Origin of the sequence: Novosphingobium chloroacetimidivorans (genome assembly GCF_014204535.1) — a bacterium.
Taxonomy (GTDB): domain Bacteria; phylum Pseudomonadota; class Alphaproteobacteria; order Sphingomonadales; family Sphingomonadaceae; genus Novosphingobium; species Novosphingobium chloroacetimidivorans.
On the sequence record NZ_JACHLR010000011.1, the window covers coordinates 68,541 to 85,195 of the forward strand.

At 65.6% G+C, this 16,655-nt stretch carries 12 protein-coding genes and 1 pseudogene; 5 read left to right on the top strand and 8 right to left on the bottom strand.

Translation table 11 applies throughout. The features are described 5' to 3' along the window. Positions 1 to 232 precede the first annotated feature (232 nt). From HNO88_RS13325 to HNO88_RS13335, 3 genes are all read right to left on the bottom strand, one after another. Positions 233 to 2,521, bottom strand: coding sequence for an FdhF/YdeP family oxidoreductase (locus HNO88_RS13325; protein WP_184246190.1), 2,289 nt, complete (start codon positions 2,519 to 2,521; stop codon positions 233 to 235). Positions 2,522 to 2,635: 114 nt separating this feature from the next. Continuing rightward, on the bottom strand, positions 2,636 to 3,169 hold the full coding sequence (locus HNO88_RS13330; protein WP_184246193.1) for a phosphoribosyltransferase: 534 nt from the start codon (positions 3,167 to 3,169) through the stop codon (positions 2,636 to 2,638). 299 nt (positions 3,170 to 3,468) lie between these two features. After that, a complete protein-coding gene (locus HNO88_RS13335; protein WP_184246196.1) occupies positions 3,469 to 4,638 on the bottom strand; it encodes an isovaleryl-CoA dehydrogenase in 1,170 nt (389 codons plus the stop codon). 268 nt (positions 4,639 to 4,906) lie between these two features. Here HNO88_RS13335 and HNO88_RS13340 point away from each other — a divergent pair, with 268 nt between their 5' ends. From HNO88_RS13340 to HNO88_RS13350, 3 genes are all read left to right on the top strand, one after another. Then, on the top strand, positions 4,907 to 5,776 hold the full coding sequence (locus tag HNO88_RS13340) for an SDR family NAD(P)-dependent oxidoreductase (protein WP_184246199.1): 870 nt from the start codon (positions 4,907 to 4,909) through the stop codon (positions 5,774 to 5,776). Between the two features lie 211 nt (positions 5,777 to 5,987). Further along, positions 5,988 to 7,178 (top strand): sulfotransferase family protein, encoded by a 1,191-nt coding sequence (locus HNO88_RS13345; protein ID WP_184246201.1) that lies wholly within the window; start codon positions 5,988 to 5,990, stop codon positions 7,176 to 7,178. Beyond that, positions 7,175 to 8,182, top strand: a complete 1,008-nt coding sequence (locus tag HNO88_RS13350) for an alcohol dehydrogenase catalytic domain-containing protein (RefSeq protein WP_184246204.1) — start codon at positions 7,175 to 7,177, stop codon at positions 8,180 to 8,182. The genes HNO88_RS13345 and HNO88_RS13350 overlap by 4 nt, the downstream gene beginning before the upstream one ends. A 17-nt stretch (positions 8,183 to 8,199) precedes the next feature. Here the strand turns inward: HNO88_RS13350 and HNO88_RS13355 are convergent, their stop codons facing one another. The 5 genes from HNO88_RS13355 to HNO88_RS13375 form a co-directional block, all read right to left on the bottom strand. Then, entirely contained in the window at positions 8,200 to 9,015 is an 816-nt protein-coding gene (locus tag HNO88_RS13355) for a sugar phosphate isomerase/epimerase family protein (protein ID WP_184246207.1), read from the bottom strand. A 153-nt stretch (positions 9,016 to 9,168) separates the two neighbouring features. Next, positions 9,169 to 9,444: a hypothetical protein gene (locus tag HNO88_RS13360; RefSeq protein ID WP_184246210.1), complete on the bottom strand. Its 276-nt coding sequence runs from the start codon at positions 9,442 to 9,444 to the stop codon at positions 9,169 to 9,171. 86 nt (positions 9,445 to 9,530) lie between these two features. After that, positions 9,531 to 10,994, bottom strand: a complete 1,464-nt coding sequence (locus tag HNO88_RS13365) for an efflux transporter outer membrane subunit (RefSeq protein ID WP_184246212.1) — start codon at positions 10,992 to 10,994, stop codon at positions 9,531 to 9,533. A gap of 3 nt (positions 10,995 to 10,997) precedes the next feature. Beyond that, positions 10,998 to 14,162 (bottom strand): efflux RND transporter permease subunit, encoded by a 3,165-nt coding sequence (locus tag HNO88_RS13370; protein WP_184246215.1) that lies wholly within the window; start codon positions 14,160 to 14,162, stop codon positions 10,998 to 11,000. A gap of 6 nt (positions 14,163 to 14,168) precedes the next feature. Continuing rightward, positions 14,169 to 15,335, bottom strand: coding sequence for an efflux RND transporter periplasmic adaptor subunit (locus HNO88_RS13375; protein ID WP_184246218.1), 1,167 nt, complete (start codon positions 15,333 to 15,335; stop codon positions 14,169 to 14,171). A gap of 96 nt (positions 15,336 to 15,431) precedes the next feature. On the opposite strand from HNO88_RS13375, the gene HNO88_RS13380 reads away from it, so the two are divergent. Continuing rightward, entirely contained in the window at positions 15,432 to 16,058 is a 627-nt protein-coding gene (locus tag HNO88_RS13380; protein ID WP_184246221.1) for a TetR/AcrR family transcriptional regulator, read from the top strand. Between the two features lie 60 nt (positions 16,059 to 16,118). Beyond that, a pseudogene (locus HNO88_RS22340) lies at positions 16,119 to 16,412 on the top strand (thiamine pyrophosphate-dependent enzyme); the annotation flags it as partial. Positions 16,413 to 16,655 lie beyond the last annotated feature (243 nt).

Genomic DNA, 16,655 nt, shown 5'->3' on the forward strand with positions numbered 1-16,655 from the left:
GGCAGCGGCTGCACTCCCCTGGGCCTTGGATCAAGAGCCACACTCAAAAATGTCATCGTCGCCCCCGCGAAGGCGGGGGGCCCGCTTTCTGGCTTCTAGATCGTGCTTGGATAACAAGCGGGGCCCCCGCCTTCGCGGGGGCGACGATGGTGGAGCGTTAGAAGCGATATCGCCCAGACAGCACAGTCGCATGCTCAAGCTCCAGTCGCGCCAAACGGCACGCGAACAACCTTTACGGCGCGAGAGCCCCGACCACACGCACCGGCACGCCCTTTGCCGCAGGAGTCTTCGACTCCTCGTCATGGTACCAGACCGGGACCAGCGGGTTCAGCTCCGGATAGTATCCCGCGATGCAGCCGCGCGGCAGCAGGAACGGCGTGACGGTGAGGCCATCCACCTGCCTGTGCACCGCGTCTCCCGCATCGGTCACGAGGCCGACGACCTGCCCATTCACCAGACCTGCCGCCGCGATGTCCTCCGGGTTCATCAGGACCACGTCGCGTGTGCCCTCGATCCCGCGCAGGCGATCCGAGTAGCCGTATATCGTGGTGTTGAACTGGTCGTTGGAGCGCAAGGTGATCAGCCGGAAGAGGCCGGGCGAATCCGCGAAGCCGACGGAGCGCAGCCCGTTGGGTACGGTGAACTGCGCCTTGCCGCTTTCGGTCTTCCAGATCCGCTCGCGCGCGGCATTGCCCTTGTAGAAGCCGCCCGGTGTGAACACGCGCTCGTTGAAATCGTGGAACATCTCCGGATAAGTCTCGGCGATGGCGTCTCGGATTGTGGCGTAATCGGCGACCCACTCGTCCCAGGTGACTCGCGGATTGGGCGCCAGCGTCGCCTTGGCCATTCCCGCAACGATCGCCACTTCGGACTTCAGGTGCCTGGACGCGGGCGTGTTCTTGCCCAGCGACCCGTGGATGCACGAGAGCGAGTCCTCCATCGTCACGGCCTGTTCGCCGCTCGCCTGGTCATCCGTCTCCGAGCGGCCGAGGCACGGCAGCAGGTAGGCGACCTGACCGTTGATCAGATGACTGCGATTGAGCTTGGTGGCGATCTGCACGGTCAGGCGCAGCTTGGTCCAGGCCTGCTCCATCGCCTCGCGCTCCGGAATGGCGCGAATGAAGTTGCCTCCCAACCCGATGAACGCCTTCACTTCGCCGGACAGGATCTTCTGACAGGCGGCGACAGTGTTCATGCCCTCCTCGCGCGGGGGCTCGAACCCGAACTGCTCGGCCAGCTTATCGAGTGGCACCAGCTCGGGCTTCTCCGAGATGCCGACCGTGCGCTGGCCCTGCACGTTGGAGTGCCCGCGCACCGGCGAGATGCCCGCGCCTTCGCGCCCGACGTTGCCCTTCAGCAGCCACAGGTTGGTCAGCGTCGCCAGGTTGTGGAAGCCATGCACCTGCTGCGTCAGGCCCATGCCGTACATGCAGATCGAGGCCTTGGACTCGACGTAGATCTGCGCCGCTTCCTCGATGTCGGTGCGGGCAAGGCCGCTCTCGCGCTCGATGTCGGCCCAGCTGGTCGCGTCGGCGTGGGCCTTGATCTCGTCGAACCCGATGGTGTGCTGCGCGATGAAATCCACGTCGAGTACGTGCTGCTTCTCGGCCGCCCACTTGGCCTCCTCGGCAGCGAGCACGTACTTGATCATGCCTGTGATCGCGGCGATGTCGCCGCCCGCCTTCACCTGCAGGTAGAGCGTGGAGATCTGCGTCGCCTGGGGCGTCAGCATCTCGACCGGGCTCTGCGGATTCTTGAACAGCTCCAGCCCCTTCTCGCGAATGGGATTGAAGGTGACGATGCGGCAGCCGCGCTTCACCGCTTCCTGCAACGGATGGAGCAGCCGCGGACTGTTGGTGCCGGGGTTCTGGCCGAAGAAGAAGATGGAATCGCAATGCTCGAAATCTTCGAGCACGCATGTGCCCACCGGCGAGCCGATCACCTTCTTGAGCGCGACCGAGGTCGTCTCGTGGCACATGTTGGAGCTGTCGGGCAGGTTGTTGTGCCCGTAGAGCCGGGCGAACAGCGCGTAGAGGTAGCTCGTCTCCAGACTTGCGCGCCCCGAGGCGTAGAACACGGCGGCGCCTGGATCGATAGCCTTGAGCTCCGCGCCGATGGCAGCGAACGCCTCATCCCACGAACACGGCACGTACTTGTCGGTGGTGGGATCGTAGCGCAGGGGATGCGTCAACCGCCCCGTCTGCTCCAGGTCGTAGTCCTTCCAGCCCTTCAGTTCGGACACGGTGTGCCTGGCGAAGAAATCCGGAGTGCAGCGCCGGGTGGTCAGTTCCCACAAGGTGGCCTTGGCGCCATTCTCGCAGAACTCGAAGGCGTGGGGCTTGGCCGGCTTACCCCACGCGCACGAGACGCACATGAAGCCCTTGACCTTGTTCTGCCGCCGCAGGGTATCGAGCGCACCGGGCGTGGGCCGCTCGCGCAGCGCAGTCTCGACGATGCCGCGCATCGATCCCCAGCCGCCTTCCGTTCCGCTATAGTGAACGGTCTCGTCTTCGTCGGCCATGGGATCTGCCTCGTATTGCGCAACATGGCCCTAACGCGCCGGCTGCCGTGAGGTTCACCGGGCCCGAAGGGCAACGCTCGGAGACAAGCGACTGGGGCAACCCTCCGGGGCGTGTCAGGTGAGGCGCTCGGGAACCGCGTGTGCTTCGTGCAGCAGGACTTCCTTCGAGCTGACCGACTCCCATGGAAAGACGAACCAGCGCTTGTCTTCGTTCCGGTCGATCGCGTCGGTCCAGTAATCGACTCGAGCGCGTGAGCCCGAGTTGCTGATCAACACCGCGAAGCGCAGGTTCTCGGCCGCGCAGCCGTTGCCGACGAGCAGGTCGCGGATGTAGGTGATGGTGCTGCCGCTGTCGTTGATGTCATCGACGAACAGCAGCCGCGCGCCTTGCGCGCTCATGGTGGCGATCTTGGCGAGCAGTTCGTCGGCAAAGCCCGGCACGCGCGAGGAATGGTCGATCGAGAGCATTGGCAGGTCGAGCTGGTGCGAGACGTAGACGGCCGGCACCAGGCCGCCGCGGCCGACCCCGATCACGAACTCGGGCGCCCACGCGCTCTCCCGGATCTTGCGGGAGAGCAGCCGCACTTTGGCGAGGAACTCCTCGTAATATTCCAGGTAGTAGAGTTCGGGATCTGCAGTCTCGGTCATCGCAGGGTTCCTTGCGCGGTTAGCAGCGGGGTAACCGACGCATGCGGGATGGGCAATCCACGCAGGGCAAGGGCCGCAAGCGGCGGTCGGGGTGGACGAGGCCGAACAGTAGCCAGCGCGCCAGCATGTCCGGTTTTTGCATCGACTGAATGGCACAAAAAGAAAGGGTCGATCCGAAGACCGACCCTATGAAAGTTTGGGAGAGGATGCCTGAAAGGCCTCACCTCTCTGGCCGGGCCCGACCTTTGCTGCAAGTGCGAAGAACGGAGGCGCCCGTTCGCTTTTTGCAACTGTCGGAGTTATTGTGCCTTGGGAGCGTCATGTCCGATCAGCTCCCTGCCGATCAGCATGCGCCGCACTTCGTTGGTGCCCGCGCCGATATCGAGCAGCTTGGCGTCACGCCAATAGCGCTCGACCGGCCAGTCCCTGGTGTAGCCGGCGCCGCCCAGCGCCTGGATCGCCTCGCCAGCCACCTTCACCGCATTCTCGGATGCCAGCAGGATGCAGCCCGCCGCATCGAAGCGCGTGGTGCGTCCCGCATCGCAGGCCTTGGCCACCGCGTACACATAGGCGCGTGACGAGTTCAGCGCGACGTACATGTCAGCGACTTTGGCTTGCATCAGCTGGAACTCGCCGATCGGCCGGCCGAACTGCTTGCGCTCGCGCACATAGGGCAGCACGACATCCAGGCAGGCCTGCATGATCCCCAGCTGGATGCCCGAGAGCACGACGCGCTCGTAATCGAGACCCGACATCAGCACTTTGACCCCGCCGTTCAGCGGACCCATCACTTGCGCGTCTGGCACGAAGCAGTCGTCGAACACCAGTTCGGCGGTCGGCGAGCCGCGCATGCCGACCTTGTCGATCTTCTGCCCGATGGAGAAACCGGGAAAGTCCTTCTCGATCAGGAACGCGGTTATGCCCTTCGATCCAGCATCGGGCATCGTCTTGGCATAGACCACCAGGGTGTCGGCATAGGCGGCATTGGTGATCCAGAACTTGGTGCCATTCAGCCGATAGCCGCCCTCCACCTTGTCGGCGCGCAGCTTCATCGACACGACGTCCGACCCCGCGCCCGCCTCGGACATCGCCAGGCTGCCGACATGCTCGCCGGAGATCAGCCTGGGCAGGTACTTCGCCTTCTGTTCGGAGTTTCCCCACCGCCGGATCTGGTTGACGCACAAGTTGGAGTGCGCCCCATAGCTGAGCCCGACCGAAGCGGAGCAGCGGCTGATCTCCTCGCAGGCGATCAGGTGCTCCAGGTAGCCCAGGCCCAGACCGCCGTCCGCTTCCTCGACGGTGATTCCATGAAGGCCGAGCTCGCCCATCTGCGGCCACAACTCGCGCGGGAACGCGTCTTGCGCATCCACCCGCGCCGCGATCGGCTCGATCCGGTCGAGCGCGAAGCGCCGGGTGGTGGCGCGAATGGTCTCCGCCATCTCCCCCAGATCGAAGTCCATTTCCGCCATGTCACTCTCCTGCGTGCTCTTGCTGCCGCCGCGGGCGCAATCTGGGTGCAGACATGAGCGTGGACGGCAGAGCGGGCAAGCCACGCGTTTCGGTCACGCCGTAAGAATGTGCGCCGAGCCCGTATCGGATGGATCGGCGCAGCGCTCTCGTTTCCAAGATCGCTCCGGTGTGTTGCACACGAACGCCACAAGGCGCTAAGCAGGTGCTCAGGAAACCGGTAGCGGCAGGCAAGGCCGAGAAGATCGGGTCGGAAGAAGGGGAGAGAATATGTCGGGCAAGGCTCCAGTCGCGATCGTCACGGGCGCCAGCCGCGGAGCCGGTCGCGGGATCGCGCTGGCCTTGGGTAGCCATGGCTGCACCGTCTATGTGACCGGGCGATCGGAGAAGATCGGCGACCATGCCCTGCCCGGCACCATCTACGAGACGGCCCAGGCGGTCACTGCTGCCGGGGGAACCGGCATCGCCGTCCGCTGCGACCATGCCGACGACGCGCAGGTCAAGGCGCTGTTCGATCAGGTTCAGGCCGAGCAGGGCCGGATCGACATTCTCGTCAACAATGCCGCCGCAGTCTACGACGAGTTGAGCATGCCCGGCAACTTCTGGGAAAAGCCGCTCAAGCTCGGCGACATGATCGATGTCGGCTTGCGCAGCAGCTACGTGGCAAGCTGGCTCGCCGCATCCGTCATGGTGGCGCAGAACCACGGCCTGATCGTGTTCACCTCCGCTTCGGGCGCGGCGCATTACTCGATGGGCCCGGCCTATGGCGCGCACAAGGCCGGGCTGGACAAGCTGGCCTTCGACATGGCGGTCGATTTCCGCGATGCGGGCGTCGATGTCGTGGCGCTCTCGATCTGGATGGGCGCATTGGCGACCGACCGCCTGCTCGCCATGATCGAGGCGGATCCCGGCAAATATGGCTACTTGCGCGACCAGATCGAGACGCCCGAATACACCGGGCATGTCGTCTGGGGCCTCTACAACGATCCGCATCTGCAAGAGCTCAACGGGGAGACGGTGATCGGGGCGGAGGCCGGCGCCAAGTACGGCATCCTCGACGAAGGCGATCGCCGCCCGCCGTCGTATCGCGACACGCACAAGGTCGCTCCACAAGGGTATCACCCGCTCGTCATTCGCTGAGGCGCGCGCATCGCGCACCCTAGTCCCTGTCACACACGCGTGATCGCACTCAACAAGAAGATAGCGCCTACTATCTATCTTCCGCTCCACTGTCGCAAGTGATACGCCAGTGCCTCACGGCGAACGCTCGTCGGTGAGACGCGCGTGCCGACAGGAAGAGCCGGGAATGAAGGACTGGGAAGCCGATCTCGCGCATGTTGGAACTGCCTGAATGCGGCTCGGCTACACGCCTCCGCCGACGTTCCGCGACGCCTTGGACCATGCGCATGAACTGGTGATCGCACAGACGGGTGCGGACGATTTCGGGTCCGGCGATTATCTGCCCGGGCTGAAGGTCCTGCTTCAGTCGATGGACTATGATCCCCGCTTCAGCGAAGGCGGACGCGCGATGGCCTGGAGCATCGTCGTCGACGTGCTGCGCGGCCGAAACGAAGCGGTCAAGTCGATGAAGGCGACGCCCGGCTTCGATGCGCGACCGATTCTCAGCCCCGTGATCATCACCGGCGTGCCGCGAACCGGCACCACCGCCCTGCACCGGCTGCTGGCCATCGACGAGCGCTTCCAGGGCTTGCAGACCTGGCTGCTGGACTCACCGATGCCCCGGCCGCCGCTCGAAACCTGGCCGCACCACCCGCAGTTCCGCAAGACGGAGGCGCAGCTCGAAGCCCAGTATGCCGCGGCGCCAGGGCGTCGCGCGGCGCACCATCGCGCTGCGGAGGAAGTGCACGAGGATTGCATGCTGATGCGCCAGTCATTTGTTTCGAACCTGTGGTGCAGCGCGTGGTCGGCACCGACGTACGACGCGTGGTGGCAGGCGCAAAGCGAGGCGGAGGCTTACAAGCACTTGCACCGGTGCATCCAGCTGATCGGCAGCAACGATCCGGGCAAACGCTGGCTGCTCAAGAACCCCGGGCACATCGAGAACCTGGATTTGCTGTTCGCGGTCTTCCCTGACGCCAAGGTCATCCAGACTCATCGCGATCCCGCGAAGGCCGTGACTTCGCTGGTGTCGCTGCTGATGCAGTTGCACCCGGTGATGGAGGAAGGCCGGGCCGAGCAGCGCGGCGCGATCATGATGCGGCGCGAGACGGCCAAATGGGCCAAGGCCGTCGCCAAGGCGGAGCGGGTGCGTGAGCAGCATCCCGGCAAGGTGCTCGACGTCGTCCACGCCGATTTCCACGCCGACCCCATGGCCGTGATCGAGAGCATCTACGCCTTCATCGGCATGGACATTCCCGACACGCTGAGGCCCGCGCTTCTCCAGCGCATCGAGGAGAAGCCGGAACTTGCCCACGGCACGCACCGATATGCGATCGCCGACTACGCGATGACCCCGGAAGAGGCGCGCGAGCCCTTTCGCGCTTACATCGAGCGCTACGACTTGCTGGAGAAAGGCACGTGAAGGCGGCGATCTACCCGGGCGAAGGACGCCCCGTGATCATCGAGACCCTGCCCGACCCCGAACCGGCTGCGGGCGAGGTGCTGATCAAGGTCGACCGCTGCGGCATCTGCGGCACCGATCTGGCGATGACCAGGGGCGGCGCCTGGGACTTCGGCAGTGGCGTGCAGTTCGGCCACGAATACGCCGGCGAAGTCGTGGCGCTGGGTTCGGGCGTGTCTTCGCTCGCGGTCGGTGACCGCATCGCCGTCCTGCCCTCGACCGCCTGCGGAGAGTGCCCCGGCTGCGCGCACCAGAACAACGTGCTGTGCCGGGCAAGTCCCGGCAGGGCGGACCATGGCTTCGCGCAGTATGCCCGCGTGCCTGTCTCGGTGGCGACCAGGTTACCAGCCGTTCTTTCGCTTGCCGACGGCGCCTTGATCGAGCCGATGGCGATCAGCCTCTACGGGGTGAAGCACGCGCGCATCCAGCCTGGGGACCGAGTGGTCGTGCTGGGCGGCGGCACCGTCGCGCTCTACGCCGTCTACTGGGCAAGGCGGCTCGGAGCTGGGAGGATCGTTGTCCTGTCGCGCTCGGCGAGGCGAGCCGAACTGGCGTTGCAGATGGGCGCGGACCGCTTCATCCCCTACGGTGAGAACGAAGTCGGCGAGGTCGCGGAAACACTTGGCGGACCGCCGGAGGTCGTGCTCGAATGCGTCGGCGCGCAAGGCATGCTGGGCAAGGCGATCATGCACGCAGGGCCGTTCGGGCGTGTCGTGTCGTTGGGGTTCTGCACTTCGCCCGACCCGGTCATACCCGCGATCGCCTCGTACAAGTGCGTAAGCGTGCAGTTCCTCGTCGGCTACTCGATGGCGGAATTCCTCACCATCGCCGACCAGATGGACAAGGGCCACGTCGATCCCAAGGCGATCATCACCAGCACCGTCCCGCTCGCGGCCCTGCCTGAGACGATGACCATGCTGCGTGGGCCCAACGAGGAAACCAAGGTGCATGTCACCATGGCGTGAGTGCGCCGGGCGCTCTACTAAGGGAGCGAGTGCAGCAAGCTGCGCGCCCGGGAAACGCAATGGGCCAGGCGCTCGCGCGGCCCCTCTCCTGCCTGGGCGCGCGAGCGTTGCGGGATCTCCAGGCTGAGCGGCGCGTGCCGAGGCAGCGCCGCCAGATAATCGCGCAAGGGCAGCTCGCCGTCCCCCGGCGCCAGACGCTCGTACATCGCCTCGTCCATGTAGTCCGGCGCGCAGGCCAGCGGCACGTCGCACAGCTGGACATAGCCGATCCGATCGGGCGCAATCGCCTGCAAGTCCGTCGGCGCGACCCCGGTGCGCCCGCATTGCATGGTATCGATGATGAGGCCCAAGTCCGATGCCCCGACCTGCTCGATCACCGCCAGCGCAGTCGGCAGGTCGGCGATGGCGAAGATCGGCACGAACTCGATCAACGGCACGATCGCGTATGCGCGGCAGAGTTCGGCAAGGCGGCCGTACTGGTCGACATTGCGAGCAAAGTCCGGCTCGAAGCTGACAGAACCGACCCGCCTGGCCCCCAGCTCGCCCAACATGTCGAGGGTCGCGCGCCACTCGTCCAGGCCGTCCTGTCCCGGCATGACGGGGAGACTGTCGCCCAGTGCCAGGTGTACTCCGTTCGCCTGCAGCGCCGCCCTCAGCTCACGGCGCAGCTGCAGATCGTCGCGAATCGAGAAGGAGGGGTAGCCCTCGGGATTGTACCTCGCGCTGCCAAGACCAAGGCTGATGCTGTCGCAGCCCAGCTCGGCCGCCAGCTCCACGAACGCCACGGGCGGCAAGGCGAAAACGCTGATGTGATCGATGCCGAGGCTTCTCATGGCCCGACGCTCGAGATCATGTCCCAGGCGCGACGCAGGGTGCACGCCCCATGCTGCCGCCTGACCGCATCCGCCCGGTCTACGCGATTGTCGTCATGCCCGTTCGCGGCTCGGGCGACCCGAAGGCTCGCTACGGCTTGAAGCGTTTTAAGCTCAGTTCCGCCGGTGCTTGCCGCCGTAATACGATCCGATGAAACTGCCGATCTTCGACATTTCGGCTGCTGCCGCGACGGCACTGTCCGCACAGCATGGCAGCGGGCCCTTGTCGGCTTCCGTCGCGCGCGCGGCCACACGATCGCACAGTTCTTCGATGTCGGCGCGGCTGAGAAGGTTCTTCTCACGCAGCAGGCACAGCAGCGTCTGCAGGATCACGAGGCTCTTGTCGCCGCTATCAATTGAGTCGGCACTAAGGACATCAAGGTTACGCATGGCATCTCTCCTATTTTGTTGGGAGTGTATGCCAAATGCGCAAACGCGCAAGGGTGTAAGAATCTGTCGCGATCGAGACGCCGGACTTACTGCAAGCCACCTCCGAGCGACCGATAGAGCTCGATCAAATTGTTGATGCGCGCCAGACGCGTGGTCGCGAGCTGTTGCTGTGCGGCATACGAAGTGCGTTGAGCGTCCAGCGAGGTCAGGAAGCTGTCCACCCCTGCGCGATAGCGCGCGTCCGACAAACGAGCCGCGACTCGCGCGGCTTCGGCCCGGCGGGTCTGCGCGCCGACTTGCTCGACGATCGTCCCGCGCTGCGCCAGCGCATCGGCCACCTCGCGAAACGCAGTCTGGATCGTGCGCTCGTACGTAGCCACGGCTACCTGCTGCGACGCACGCGCGTAATCGAGGTTCGCCCGGTTGCGTCCGCCATCGAAAATGGGAAGTCCGATCGCGGGAGAGCCGGTGTAGGTATAGCTGCCCGAGCTGAACAGGCCGCCAAGCGCCGTTCCGATCGTACCCAGCGTACCGGTCAGGGAGATCTGCGGGAAGAACGCGGCGCGGGCCGCGCCGATGTTGGCGTTCTCGGCAATCAGCTGGTGCTCGGCCTGCAGAACGTCGGGACGCTTGAGCAGCACCGTTGACGACAAGTCGGACGGCAGCGAGTCGCGAGTGAGGTCCTCGCCCCCGAGTGCATCCGGTAATTGCTCCGCCGGCACCGTGGTGCCGACCAGCAGGTTGAGCGCGTTCTGATCCTGCGCGATCCGGGTCGTGAGCGTGGCGACATCGTTGCGCGCGCCTTCGTAGTTGGTCTCCGCCTGGCGGCTTTCGAGTTCCGAGGCGACGCCGATGCGGAACTGCGCGCGCGTCAGCTCCAGCGTCTGCTCGAAGGTCTTGAGCGTCTCGCGCGCGATGCGCAGCTGCTCCTGATCGGACGCCATCGTCGCCCAGGCAGTGCCGATCTCCGCGATCAGGCTGATGCGAGCGGTGCGCGCCGCTTCCTCGCTGGCGAAGTACTGCTCCTGCGCGGCACGGCTGAGATTGCGCAGGCGGCCGAACAGGTCGAGTTCGAACGACGAGAAGCCGACATTGGCCGAGTAGATCGCGAAGTCCGTCGATGTCGCACCGCCCCCGGCGCCGACGCCGACACCTGTGCCGACACCCGTACCGCCGCCCACTCCCCCGCCTGCTCCGAGCGGACTGTTGGTGTAAGTGGCACTGCCGTTGGCCGTAACGTTCGGCAGCAGGTCGGCGCGCTGCACGCGGTATTGCGCGCGTGCCTGGAGGATGTTGGCCGCGGCGATCCGCAGGTCGCGATTGTTGGCCAGGCCCGTCTCGATCACCGCGACGAGCCTGGGGTCGGTGAAGAAGTCCCGCCATCCGACCAGTGCGACGTCGGCCGGTGCGTCCGCGCGGGCGGCCGGGTAGGCGCCGCCTTGCGGAAATTGCGCGGGCGCCGCGCCCACCGGCCGGACGTACTTGGGCGCCAGATTGCACCCACCCAGGATCGTGGTTGCGGCGAGCAGGAGGATACGCGTTCTAGTCATGGCTCAGGCTCCCTGCTGCGCCGGTTCGCCTTCGGGCTCGTCGCTCACGGCCGGCTTGTTGTCGCCACCCTTGCCGAAGAGACGAAGCACGACGACGAAGAACATCGGCACCAGGAAAATCGCGAAAACTGTCGCCGTCAGCATGCCGCCGACCACGGCGCGGCCGATCGCGTTCTGGCCGCCCGCACCGGCACCGGTCGAGATCGCCAGCGGCAGCACGCCGAAGATGAACGCAAGGCTGGTCATCAGGATCGGCCGCAGGCGCAGTCGCGCCGCCTCGATCGCGGCCTGGAACGGCTTCATTCCGCCCAGCACGCGCTCTTCGGCGAACTCTACGATCAGGATCGCGTTCTTGGCGGACACGCCGATCGTCGTGATCAGGCCAACCTGCAGGTAGATGTCGTTGTTGAGGCCGGTGATCGCAGCGGCGGCGAGCGCACCGACCACGCCGAGCGGCACCACCAGGAGGACCGAGATCGGCACCGTCCAACTCTCGTAGAGCGCCGCGAGGCAGAGGAACACGATCAGCAGCGACAAGGCATAGAGCATTGGCGCCTGCCCGCTCGACAGCTGCTCTTCGTAGGAGAGGCTCGCCCATTCCAGCGAGGTGCCGGCGGGAAGCTTGCCATGCAGCTCTTTCATGATCTTCAACGCCTGTCCCGAGCTGACGCCGGGGGCCGCGGCGCCCTGGATCTGCATGGAGGGTGCGCCGTTGAAACGCGTGAGCTGCAGCGGCGCCAGGGCCCAGTCGACATTGCTGAAGGCACTATAGGGCGCCATCTGGCCGCTTTGTCCGCGCACGTAGAAGTCGTTCAAGTTCTCCGGTTGCAGGCGGAAGGGCGCGTCGGCCTGGACGTAGACGCGCTTCACGCGCCCCCGGTCGATGAAGTCGTTGACGTAGGATCCACCCCATGCGGTCGCGATCGTAGAGCTGGCCTCGCCCAGGTTCAGCCCCAGGGCCCGTGCCTTGTCCTGATCGACGTTGACCTTCAGCTGCGGAGCGTCGTCCAGGCTGAGCGGGCGCACTTGCACCAGGCGCTTGTCCTGCGCGGCCAGACCCAGCAGCTGATTGCGCGCCGCGAGCAGGCGCGCATGCCCGATGCCTTCGTTGTCGACGAGCTGGGCATCGAAGCCGGTCGCATCGCCCAGTTCCTGCACGGCCGGCGGGATCAACGCGAAGATCGTCGCATCCTTGAACGCGGGAAACTGCTTGTTCGCGCGCTGCACGACGGCCTGCGCCCGGTTGTCGGCACCCTTACGCTTGTCCCAGTCCTTGAGTTTGACGAAGGCGATACCCGCGTTCTGTCCCTGTCCGGAGAAGCTGAAGCCGTTCAGGGTGAAGGCGGATTCGACGGCGGGATCCTTGCTGAGCACTTCGCGCACGAACTCCAGCGCGCGCTCGGTGCGCGGCGCGGTGGCGCCTGAAGGACCCTGGACGACGACGAACATGGAACCCTGGTCCTCGTCGGGCAGGAAGCCGGTCGGCAGGCGCCAGAACAGCAGAGCCATGCCGCCCACGATCACCGCGTAGATGAGCAAGGACCGCTTCCAGCTGCGCGCCGTCCGCGTCACGCCGCGCTCGTAAGCCTGCGTACCGCGATCGAAGCGATCGTTGAACCAGCGGAAGAAGCGCGCGGCAAGGCCGTTGCCGTGCTTCTTCTCGGGATCGTGCGGCTTCAGGATCGTGGCGCACAGCGCCGGCGTCAGGATCAGGGCGACGAGCACGGAGAGCACCATGGCGGCGACGATCGTCAGCGAGAACTGGCGATAGATGACGCCGGTCGAGCCGCCAAAGAAGGCCATCGGCAGGAACACCGCCGAAAGCACCAGGCCGATGCCGATCAGCGCGCCGCTGATCTCGTCCATGGACTTGCGCGCGGCGTTCTTGGGACTGAGCCCCTCGGTGGTGATCAGGCGCTCGACGTTCTCCACCACGACGATGGCGTCATCGACCAGCAGGCCGATCGCCAGCACCATGCCGAACAAGGTGAGCGTGTTGATCGAGTACCCGGCCAGCGCCATCACCGCGAAGGTGCCCAGCAATACGACCGGCACCGCGATCGTCGGGATCAGCGTCGCCCGCCAGTTTTGCAGGAAGACGAACATGACCACGAACACCAGCACCACCGCTTCGACCAGCGTGTGGATCACCTGCTCGACCGACAGCCGCACGAACGGCGTGGAGTCGTAAGGGTAGACGACCTTCACGTCGCCCGGGAAGGTCTTGGAGAGTTCGGCGACCCGTTCCTTCACCGCATCCACGGTGTCGAGCGCGTTTGCGCCAGGCGCCAGGTTGATGCCAAAGCCGGTCGCCGGCTTGCCGTTGAACTTGAGGTCGAAGCCATAGACCTCGGACCCGAGCTCGACCCGCGCCACGTCCGAAAGGCGCACGATCGCGCCGTTCGCGTCGCTCTTGAGGCGGATGGCGCCGAACTCCTCGGGCGTCTGCAGCCGCGATTGCACGGAGACGGTCGCGTTCAGCATCTGCTCGCGCGGCGAGGGCTGCGCGCCCAGCTGGCCGGCGGAAACCTGCGCGTTCTGCTCGCGCAAGGCGGCCGTGACGTCGGCGATGGTGAGCTGGTAGCTGTTCAGCTTGATCGGATCGACCCAGACGCGCATGGCATATTGCGAGCCGAACGCCTGGGTCTCGCCCACACCGGTGATGCGGCTGATCGGATCGAGCAGGCGGGAAGCGACCATGTCGGCAAGGTCGGCGCCGTCGTGCGTGCCGTCTTCCGAATAGAGGCCGACCACCAGCAGGAAGCTGGCGGAAGACTTGGCCACGCGCAGGCCCTGCTGCTGCACTTCCTGCGGTAGCAGCGGTGTGGCCGCCTGCAGCTTGTTCTGGACCTGCACTTGCGCGATGTCGGGATCGGTACCCTGTTCGAACGTCAGCGTGACCGTCGCCTGGCCGGCCGACGAGGAGCTGCTGTCGAAATAGCGCAGGTTGTCGATGCCCTTGAGCTGCTGCTCGATGATCTGGGTGGTGGTATTCTCCAGCGTCTGGGCATCGGCGCCGGGATAGGTGGCGTTGATCGTCACGGTCGGTGACGCGATGGCCGGGAACTGGGCCACGGGCAGCGTGCGGATGGCGAGAATCCCCGCCAGCATCAACAGGATGGCGATGACCCATGCGAAGATGGGCCGATCAATGAAGTAGCGTGCCATGTGGGGTTACTTCGCTCCGGCCTGGGCCGGCGACGCGGGCCGAGCTGGCGCCGATGCCCGGAAAGGCACCGGCTTCACAGTGGCCCCGGGCCGGGCCGCCTGGCCTCCTTCCATGACGACGCGGTCGCCAGGTTTCAGGCCGGAAGTCACCAGCCAGTCGCTGCCGATCACCCGATCGGTCTTGAGCACGCGCTGGGCCACCTTGTTGTCGGGTCCAACCACCAGCGCGACGGGCTCGCCGCGCTCGTTGCGGGTGACGGCCTGTTGCGGGACGAACAGCGCATCGCCCTGCACGCCCTCGACGAGTTCGGCGCGCACGTACATGCCAGGCAGCAGCAACGCGCGCGGATTGGGAAACACCGCCCGGATCGTCTGTGTGCCGGTGGTCGGATCGACGCTCACGTCCGCGAACTGGAGCCGACCCTCGACCGGGTAAATTGAGCCGTCCTCCAGCCGCAGCCGCACGCGCGCCGCATCGCCACCGCGCGACAGCGCGCCGGCGAGCATCTGCTGGCGCAGCCGCAGAAGCTCGGCGCTCGATTGCGGCACATCGACGAAGATCGGGTCGAGGCGCTGGATGGTGACGAGGGCATCGCCCTGCCCGGCCGTCGCCAGACCGCCGGTCGTGACCACGCTGCGCCCGATGCGGCCCGAGATCGGCGCGCGCACGGTAGTGCGCGCCAGATCGATTTCGGCGCTGCGGACCGCCGCCTGCTGCGCCGAAACATCGGCCCTCGCCTGCTGCGCCGACGTGATCGCGTTCTCGTAGTCCTGCCGGGCGATGGCATTGATGCGCACCAGCTCGCCGTACCGACGCTGTAGCGCAGCACTGGAGGCGATCGAGGCACGCGCGCGGGCCAACGCGGCGCGCGCGCTGGCGACCTGCTGCACGTAAGGCTGAGGATCGATGCGGTAGAGCGGCTGCCCCTTGGCGACGGTATCGCCTTCCTGGAACAGGCGCGCCACGATCAGGCCGTTCACCTGCGGCCGCACTTCCGACGTCTCGAAAGCCGCGGTCCGGCCCGGCAGCGTGACAGTCAGCGTGGCGGGGCGCGCCTTCACCTCCACCACAGCCACTTCCGGAGTGGGTGGAGCGGTTTGCTCCTTCTCGCCAGACCCGCACGCCGCGAGCAGGAAGGAAGCGAGAAGTGCTGCGCGTGTTAGATGAGCCATCGAGATCCCGGTGCTTGACGCAGATTGACTTAATGTGAGTGATCGTTCACTCACATGCTGCTACTGCGAAGAAGGCGGAGCGTCAAGGGAGCAAAGATGCCTGATCCATCTAACCTGCACACACTCACAGGCGGCCGTCGCACCGCGCAGGTGCGTCGTGAACGTATCATCGCGGCGGCGCGCACCTTGTTTGCGCAGCATGGCTTCGATGGCACCGGAATGGCTCAGATCGCCAGGGAGTCGCAGGTTCTGGTCGGGCAGATCTATCGCGACTTTGCGGGCAAGGAGGACCTGATCGCCGCAATCGTGGAGCGCGACTTGGCCGACCTGCTCGACGATCCGCAGCTTGCCAACGCCATGGCATCTGGCGACGCCGATCGGCTTTCGCAGTGGGTGCGCGGGTTTATCGGCAACACCATGGATGAGGACATGCGCAAAGTGCTGGCGCATATCTTGTCGGAAGGAACCCGCAATCCGCGGATCGCGGTGATCCTTGAACAGGCCAACCAAAGCCTGCGCGATCGGATCGCCAGCGCCGCGCAGATCTGGATCCCCGATCCGGAGAAAGGTGCCGAGCGGCTCGCGCTGGCCGACCTCATTCTCACCGTCTGCGGAGCGCTTCATCACCGGCGTATATTCGGTTTGCCTGCCAATCCGCATATCACGCAAAAGATGATCGCCCTCGTCGAAGCCGAAGTCGAGCGAGTCAGCACGCCGGGCTGAGCCGCCGCTCCTTTGCGCTTGATTCGCCAAGCTGCATCACTTCGTCGAGCGGCTCCGGCCGCCGTTCGCCTGGACCTCAACCTGACGGTCCCGATCCTGAACGACAAATGCCTAGGCATGATCCAGTGGAAGCAGGCCAACATGGGCTTGCCGGACTTCGGCCTATCCTATGGCAATCGCGATTTTGTCTAGAACGCCCGCTGCTATGGCGCGCAAGGCTGCCGTGTCGAGAGCACCGCGCACTTGCAGCAGCTGCTGGCGCCTTGTCGCGACACGCCCGGCGTGCACCCGATCGACTACTTGGAAACCGACCGTATCCTCAACGTCGAGATCAAGGAACTCTCGGCACGACTCCGATACCTTCGGGCGCAAACCGTTGGGCGCGCTCTGAGCAATCCAGTGACCCGTCTCCCGGGCGGGTCATAGACGGGGACTCTGCCTCACATCCGATTTGTGCAGCTTCTCCGACATGGCTGATTGCGAGATTGTAAGCTCGGAAAAGCCGAAGGACGAAGGCGGCCCCGAACGGGTCGGCGCGACACGCGCCGCTTGCACAAGGAGCGCCTACCCCGACCGAGGCCGCAGCAACGTAATCGA